The organism is Duncaniella muricolitica (assembly GCF_910574735.1).
Lineage (GTDB): Bacteria > Bacteroidota > Bacteroidia > Bacteroidales > Muribaculaceae > Duncaniella > Duncaniella muricolitica.
This window is the reverse complement of sequence record NZ_CAJTCF010000055.1, coordinates 20,052-27,720: the sequence shown is the minus strand read 5'-3', so window position 1 is coordinate 27,720 and position 7,669 is coordinate 20,052. Positions and strand designations below refer to the sequence as shown.

Genomic DNA, 7,669 nt, shown 5'->3' with positions numbered 1-7,669 from the left:
TCTTTCGTTGGACAGATAAGTCGGTGATGATAGGTCATTTTCAAAGAACACTTGCCTAATCCTTGCCAAAGGGACTATTAAGACACTACCTTGACTGGCGCACCGTTTATGGACAACGGATATGCTCACCCGTTCATACTCATAGAGCAACTGACACAGGAGGTGGTCAAGGCCGAAAAGCGGGCCTATGAGAAAGTGATACGCATCATTTCACACGAAGTAAATAACTCGGTCGCCGGCATCACATCTATGCTACAGACTGTCGGCAGCATCATACGGGAGTCAGACATGAATGATGCCGCCTATACGGCCGAGGCCATGGACGCTTGCGCGGCAAGATGCTTGGCCATGAGCAAATTCATATCGGCTTATGCCGATGTGGTTAAGATACCCGAAGCCCGCCTACACCCTACTGACCTCAACTGCAAACTAAACGAATGGCGTGGTTTTCTTGAATCCATGTGTAGCCGTGCCGATGTGAGCCTGGAGATTCTCCAGACTCCCGCACCTGTAATTGTCGAACTGGACGCCATGCTGTTTGAGCAGGCTCTTATCAACATCATCAAAAACTCCATTGAGGCTATCACTCCGGGAAGCAACGGCAAAATAACCATAGAAACACACTCGTCACCCGAAAAGTCACTTACTGTGACTGACAACGGATCAGGCATCTCCGACGAAGCCGCGTCCCATCTGTTCACCCCCTTCTATTCAACCAAGCCCGACGGACAGGGCCTGGGGCTGATATTCATCTCCGACGTACTCACACAACACGGTTGCCACTTCAATATCCAGACCTCCGGAAGCGACGGGCTGACACGTTTCGGCATAATATTTCGATAAGTCTGCATTCAAACCACATACCGCCTCATTATATTATACTGTAAAACTCTTGACGGAATGTAATTGTTAAAAACAATGTATAATCATCCTATTGCTCCGTCACGATGTCAACTATATCACCCGACAACAACCGTCCCTCATCCTCAACCTCTCCCTCTCAGGAGTGGCATCTTGGATCACTGCCACCCTCCATATCACTGTTTGTACTTGCCGCACTCGTTGGCCTCTTGGCCGGACTGGGAGCGTTTGTACTTAAAGAGACTATAAAATGGCTGTCGCTTCTGCTTGTGTCGCATTTTCACAAGCATGGTGTCAACTGGGCATTGCTATCTATACCGATCGCCGGCATTCTGCTCACCGTGGCTCTGCAACGGTATGGCCTGAAACGCAACATAGAGCATGGCCTCGACAAAATCGGCGACATGGTGAGACGCGGTCAGTACAATATTCCTGCCACATACACCTATGGCCCCGTGCTGGCCTCGACGCTGACGCTTGGGTTTGGCGGTTCGGCCGGAGCTGAGGGGCCTATAGCATCGACAGGAGCCGCGTTGGCCAGCCAGTTGGGCCGATGGGTAGGTCTGCCTCCACGACTCATGATGATTATAATCGGCTGCGGAGCCGGAGCGGGCATCGCCGGCATTTTCAAAGCCCCGGTGGGTGGCATGATGTTTACACTCGAAGTCATGGGTATGGAAATGACTACGGTAGCGGTGATAGCCTTGACCATCGCATGTGTGATAGGCGGCATGACGAGCTATGGCATGACAGGATTCTCACTTGACGTCCCGCTGAACCATCCCCAATATTTCGACCCTCACATGAGCGGTTGGGTCATAGTGCTCGGAGTACTGTGTGGATTATATTCGATTTATTATTCACGCGTCGGCGTGCTGACGCAACGTTTGCTCGAATTGTGCCGTTCACCATGGCTAAAGGCTTTGCTCTCAGGCGTGATACTTGCGGTGCTTGTATTTGTATTCCCATCGCTTTACGGCGAGGGTTACGAGACAATGGCCCGACTCATTGACGGCAACCTGACAGCCATGACCGACTATAGTTTCTGGCACATGGACGGCCGGCCTACACTTGACACTATAATGCTCGTATGCGGAGGTGTCGCGGTGGTCAAATCGTTTGCATGCACCGCTACCAACAGTGGCGGCGGTGTAGCCGGAGACTTTGCTCCGACACTTTTTGCCGGATGTATGGCAGGTTTTTTCTTCGGCGGTATCCTCAACATGCTTTTCGGGCTTTCACTTCCGCTTGGCAACTGTGCCTTGATAGCCATGGCAGGAGCTATGGCAGGAATAATAAAAGCCCCGCTTATGGCCATGTTTATAGTCGTGGAAATGACCGGTTATTACGGCATGATGTTTCCCGTGGCCATCTGTTCGGTAACATCATATGCGACTGTATGGGCCCTGACTTTACGAGGCACTGCGCCCCGCAACTGAGCAACACGACAATAAATCCACAAACACCAAAAAACTTAAAAGCGACAAAAGGTTTTATACTCCGAGCAAACAATATTTGATTTGCTGTGATTATAAAACCTCTTGTCGCTTTTAAGACTTTTTGTCCTATTGTGTCTCTTATCTAATGTCAATCGTCAGCCTGAGCCTTTTCAGCATACTCCTTCAGGAGTTTGTCCTGAACGTCAGAGGGCACGAGTTCATATGAAGCAAACTTCATGGTGAAGGCCGAACGTCCGCCAGTAATCGACGAGAGAGCTGTCGAGTAGGAGCTCATCTCCTTGAGTGGGACTTTGGCGATAATCTTCTCGAATCCATTGTCGCTCTCCATGCCCATGATGATAGCACGACGACCCTGAAGATCACTCATGACGTCACCCATAACATCACCCGGCACCATTACCTCAACATCATAGACGGGCTCAAGTACCTTGGGACCGGCGTTGCGGAAGGCCTCGGAGAAAGCGTTGCGTCCTGCAAGGCGGAACGAGATTTCATTGGAATCAACCGGATGCATCTTGCCGTCATAGATGCACACTCTCACGTCGCGGGCATAGCTGCCGGTGAGCGGGCCTTGCTCCATGCGGTCCATGAGACCCTTGAGAATAGCCGGGATAAAGCGTGCGTCAATGGCTCCACCGACAATACAATTGTGCACCACAAGCTTGCCGCCCCATGCAAGAGGCACTTCCTGAGTGTCACGAACGCTCATCTTGAATTCCTGATTGCCAAACTTGTAGGTGTCGGGCAACGGCATACCCTCGGTGTATGGTTCGATGATAAGGTGCACCTCGCCAAACTGACCTGCACCACCACTCTGCTTCTTGTGGCGATAGTCGGCACGCGCGGCCTTGGTGATGGTCTCGCGATAAGGTATGCGCGGTTCTTCAAATATAATTGGAAGTTTATCGTTGTTTTCAACGCGCCATTTGAGAGTACGAAGATGAAATTCTCCTTGACCCGAAAGGATTACTTGCTTAAGTTCCTTGCTCTGCTCGATGACCCAAGTTGGATCTTCCTCATGCATGCGGGTGAGGATAGCCATGAGTTTTTCGGAATCGCTCTCGGTGACCGGACGCACTGCTCGACGATATTTCGGTTCGGGGAAGCGGATGAAATCAAAACTGTAATCGCAATCCTTGGCATCAAGAGTATTGCCAGTGCGCACATCCTTGAGTTTGACTGTGGCACCGATGTCGCCGGCACACAACTTGTCGACCTGAGTCTTGATGCTTCCGCATACACAATATATCTGTGCAATGCGTTCACGTGTGCCTCGGGTCACGTTTTCGAGGTCTACACCGGGTGTCAGCGAACCCGACATCACCTTGAAATAGCTGACTTCGCCGATATGAGGTTCAACTGTGGTCTTGAAGAAGTATAGAGAGAGAGGACCGTTGCTGTCGGGCTTGACCTCGACACCTTCGGTAGTGACAGGCGCTGGCATATCCTCTACGAATGGTACTACATTGCCGAGGAACTCCATCATACGGCGCACGCCCATATCTTTGGCCGCGCTAACGCAGAATACAGGATATATCGAACGATCGATAAGGCCTTTACGTATGCCTTCACGCATCTCGTCCTCGGTAAGATGGCCTTCTTCAAAGAATTTGTCCATCAGAGTCTCGTCGTTCTCGGCAGCAGCCTCCACGAGAGCCTGATGCAGCTCCTTGGCGCGGTCCATCTGGTCGGCGGGAATCTCCTCGATAACAGGGACTCCGCCGTCGGGTCCCCAGGAGTATTTCTTCATAAGCAGCACGTCGATCATGGCATTGAAACCGGCTCCACACTGTATGGGATACTGTACGGTGACAATCTTGTTGCCAAAATGCTCGCGCATCTGCTCGATTACGTTCTCATAATCGGCCTTCTCTCCGTCAAGTTGGTTGAGAGCGAAGATAACAGGCTTCTTGAGTTTCTGAGTGGTGCGGAAGATATTTTGTGTGCCCACTTCCACGCCATACTGGGCATTGATAAGAATGACACCCGTGTCGGTGACATTGAGAGCCGTGATAGCGTTGCCGACAAAATCGTCAGCTCCGGGGCAGTCTATCACATTGAGCTTCTTTCCAAGAAACTCGGCATAGAATACGGTTGAAAAGACCGAGTAACCATACTCCTTTTCAACAGGGAAGGAGTCGGAAACAGTGTTTCCGGCCTCAACAGTGCCACGGCGTTTTATCACTCCACACTCGTAGAGCATTGCCTCTGCGAGCGTGGTTTTACCGGAGCCCTTGCTTCCAAGCAGGGCTATGTTTTTAATTTCGTTGGTTTGATAGACTTTCATGATCCGAATGGGTCTTGAGGTATTAAACAATAGTAAGAAGACGCCTTATCGTAATAAAGCGACCGCAAAGTAGTGATAATTTTTCACAAATCGACACATTCGGAATGTGTTTTACAACATATTCACAAAAAACTCTCCTCTCTCCTATTTATAGAGGTGGAAGATGCGACGCATCAGTCTCCATTTCTCTGAAGAGGTGGAGCCGGGCCGACATAGCTGAAAGGCTGCTACCGTCGCCTCCCACTCGGCTTGGCGAGGCAAAGTGGCAAGACGGGCCATGGCCTCGTCCCAGTCAAAGTCAAGCGGAGTCTCCACTATCATGAACAGCGAGGTGTCGAGAATATAGATTTCCATCTCGAGAATACCCACAGCACGGATGCCGTCGCGGATTTCTCGCCACTGCACCTCGGGGGAATGGAGACGGCAATATTCCTCAATCAACTGTGGGTCATCACGAAGTGATAGGGTCTGGCAATAACGTTTTACAGGGCCGGAGTATTGCTTTACCTGATAGCCGGCCGATGGGTTGTCGTGATTCATAGGTTTATATATTGATTCCCGGCAAAGATAAGCTATTTTTCGCGTTTCACGGCTCTGAAATTGTAAAAGAATTACTACTTTTGCAATAATAGAATACATAATGAAACCACAGATAATACAATTACCCAAGATATGCGACCCGCGCGGCAATCTGACATTCGTGCAGGACGGTGACCAGGTGCCGTTTGAAATAGCGCGGACTTACTGGATATATGACGTGCCTGCCGGCGAGGAGCGCGGCGGACATTCCCACCACTCCATGCAACAGTTGCTCGTGGCCACAAGCGGAAGTTTTGACGTTAATATCACCGACGGTTTCACTCGCCTGACGTTTACACTCAATCGTCCGTTTGAGGGACTTTATATTCCGGCCGGCATATGGCGCACCATCGACAACTTCGCCTCAGGAAGCGTGTGCCTGTCAATCGTCTCAATGAAGTATGACGAAGAGGACTATGTGAGAGACTACAACGAGTTTGTCGCCTTGGCAAAAAAAAGAGGACCTGTGATATGAGCATGAAATACCCTTTTCTTGATCTTGGCGAAGTCAACCGCCCCTATATGGACGAAATGGCCGAGGCCGCCATACGTGTCATCCGCAGCGGCCGATATATCGGAGGCGAAGAGGTGGAGTCACTTGAGTCCAGGCTCGCAGCGATGACCGGTTCATGTCATGCCATAGGTGTGAGCAACGGACTGGATGCCCTGCGACTGATACTGCGGGCTTATGTTGTGCTCGGAGCTATGTCGGAGGGTGATGAAGTGATTGTCCCTGCCAATACCTACATAGCCTCGGTGCTTGCCATCAGCGATGCAGGGCTTAAGCCGGTACTTATAGATGTTGATGTCTCTACCATGAACATCGACACAAGCCTGATAGAGAGCACCATAACCGAAAGGACCAAGGCGATCATGACTGTCCATCTATATGGTCGCGTGGCCTGGGACAACACTCTTGTTAACATCGCTCGTAACCACGGGCTGAAAGTCATTGAAGACTGTGCCCAGGCCATAGGCGCGCGGGCAGTGACTGCCGGACTCGGAGGCGGAGTGCATGCGGGCGCACTCGGTGATGCCGGTGCTTTCAGCTTTTATCCCACAAAAAATGTTGGCGCACTCGGCGATGCCGGTGCAGTGACTACCGACGATACACTCCTCGCCTCAACCATTAGAGCCTTGGCCAACTATGGCAGCGACCGCAGGTATCACAACATCTATCAGGGATACAACTGCCGGATGGATCCCATACAGGCGGCAATGCTCAATGTCAAACTGGCACACACCGATGAAGAGAACGCCGACCGTTTTGCCCGAGCATTAGCTTATTCACGCACCATCTCTCACCCCGATGTTGTGACTCCACTCATGTCGAAAGCCGTAACCGACAACGTGTGGCACCAATATGTGATACGGGTGCGCGGTGGCAAACGCGACCGCATGAGACAACTGCTGGCCGAGGCCGGAGTCGGGACCGATATACACTATGCCACCCCACCTCATATGCAACCATGTTATGCCGGTCTTGACCACGCCCCACTCCCTGTAACCGAGCTTCTTGCCGGTGAGATAATCAGTCTCCCCATCGGTACAGGCACCTCCGTAAAAGACGCCGCCGAAATAGGCGAAATAATCAATCATATAACACTCTGACACATCACAAAAATGGCCAAAAAAAGAAGATATAAATCCCGACAGACACGAAGCCGTATCCCCACCTTGCGCTCCTTAATCACCCCGCTGGTTCTGCTGGCCATACTTTGGGTTGCTCATACACTCAACGGCTGCGACAATCCGCAGGACCAACCAATTGCACAAGAAGGCGAGTATGGCAATCTGATGGCAGTGGTAACCAATCCGAGTGTACCGTCACAATTCAAGAGCTATACAGGCATGGACCTGTCGTTCAACTCCAGATGCCACATACCCAACTGGGTGTCATGGGAACTTACTGCCGACGAGACCACTGGCGATGTGGGCCGTACGAATAAGTTTTATAACGATCCTGAGATTGAGGGATGTCCCGATTCATGGGACTATTCCTACTCAGGCTATGACCGCGGCCACATGGCTCCGGCCGGTGACATGAAATGGGATAGCAAAGCTATGGAAGAGACTTTTTTTCTATCCAACATCTGTCCTCAGGTAAAATCACTCAACACAGGCTCGTGGAAAAACCTCGAGGAAAAATGCCGGCTATGGGCACAGATTGACGGCCGGATTTATATAGTATGCGGCCCGGTGATTGACGACAAACCGTTGGAACTAATCGGCGATTCGAAAGTATGGGTTCCCAAACGCTTCTTTAAGGTAATCATAGCCCCCTACTCCACTCCGGCACGCGGCATCGGGTTCATAATGCCCAACGGAAAAGTAGTAGGCGGCATGCAGGCTTGCGCCGTAACCATCGACGAGGTGGAACGAGTGACAGGCCACGACTTTTTCGCCTCACTGCCCGATGACCTTGAGAACGAGCTGGAAAGCCAGTGCAATTTTCACCAATGGAGCACAATGCGCAAATAGA

Annotated in this window: 7 protein-coding genes; 5 read left to right on the top strand and 2 right to left on the bottom strand. The window is 51.1% G+C overall.

Annotated elements, in window-relative coordinates; genetic code table 11:
* The first annotated feature begins 108 nt into the window (after window positions 1–108).
* Together QGT73_RS12075 and QGT73_RS12070 are read left to right on the top strand one after the other, a co-directional pair.
* Entirely contained in the window at window positions 109–843 is a 735-nt protein-coding gene (locus QGT73_RS12075; protein WP_280122543.1) for a sensor histidine kinase, read from the top strand.
* Between the two features lie 104 nt (window positions 844–947).
* Window positions 948–2,300, top strand: a complete 1,353-nt coding sequence (locus tag QGT73_RS12070; RefSeq protein ID WP_280122542.1) for a chloride channel protein — start codon at window positions 948–950, stop codon at window positions 2,298–2,300.
* A 148-nt stretch (window positions 2,301–2,448) separates the two neighbouring features.
* Here the strand turns inward: QGT73_RS12070 and QGT73_RS12065 are convergent, their stop codons facing one another.
* Entirely contained in the window at window positions 2,449–4,608 is a 2,160-nt protein-coding gene (locus QGT73_RS12065) for an elongation factor G (protein WP_280122541.1), read from the bottom strand.
* 144 nt (window positions 4,609–4,752) lie between these two features.
* Entirely contained in the window at window positions 4,753–5,148 is a 396-nt protein-coding gene (locus QGT73_RS12060) for an L-rhamnose mutarotase (RefSeq protein WP_280122540.1), read from the bottom strand.
* A gap of 100 nt (window positions 5,149–5,248) precedes the next feature.
* Between QGT73_RS12060 and QGT73_RS12055 the strand changes: the two genes are divergently transcribed.
* From QGT73_RS12055 to QGT73_RS12045, 3 genes are read left to right on the top strand one after another with little or no spacing between them, the layout of a single operon-like run.
* Complete coding sequence (locus tag QGT73_RS12055) at window positions 5,249–5,662, top strand: sugar 3,4-ketoisomerase (protein WP_280122539.1); 414 nt, start codon at window positions 5,249–5,251, stop codon at window positions 5,660–5,662.
* Window positions 5,663–5,664: 2 nt separating this feature from the next.
* Window positions 5,665–6,798: a DegT/DnrJ/EryC1/StrS family aminotransferase gene (locus QGT73_RS12050; RefSeq protein WP_280122538.1), complete on the top strand. Its 1,134-nt coding sequence runs from the start codon at window positions 5,665–5,667 to the stop codon at window positions 6,796–6,798.
* Between the two features lie 12 nt (window positions 6,799–6,810).
* Window positions 6,811–7,668, top strand: a complete 858-nt coding sequence (locus QGT73_RS12045; RefSeq protein ID WP_280122537.1) for a DNA/RNA non-specific endonuclease — start codon at window positions 6,811–6,813, stop codon at window positions 7,666–7,668.
* Window position 7,669: the final 1 nt, after the last annotated feature.

Bases quoted from the DNA above. Each gene is read 5' to 3' on its own strand.
- QGT73_RS12070 (WP_280122542.1), top strand. From the start codon at position 948: ATGTCAACTATATCACCCGACAACAACCGTCCCTCATCCTCAACCTCT.
- QGT73_RS12050 (WP_280122538.1), top strand. From the start codon at position 5,665: ATGAAATACCCTTTTCTTGATCTTGGCGAAGTCAACCGCCCCTATATG.
- QGT73_RS12045 (WP_280122537.1), top strand. From the start codon at position 6,811: ATGGCCAAAAAAAGAAGATATAAATCCCGACAGACACGAAGCCGTATC.
- QGT73_RS12075 (WP_280122543.1), top strand. From the start codon at position 109: ATGGACAACGGATATGCTCACCCGTTCATACTCATAGAGCAACTGACA.
- QGT73_RS12065 (WP_280122541.1), bottom strand. From the start codon at position 4,608: ATGAAAGTCTATCAAACCAACGAAATTAAAAACATAGCCCTGCTTGGA.
- QGT73_RS12060 (WP_280122540.1), bottom strand. From the start codon at position 5,148: ATGAATCACGACAACCCATCGGCCGGCTATCAGGTAAAGCAATACTCC.
- QGT73_RS12055 (WP_280122539.1), top strand. From the start codon at position 5,249: ATGAAACCACAGATAATACAATTACCCAAGATATGCGACCCGCGCGGC.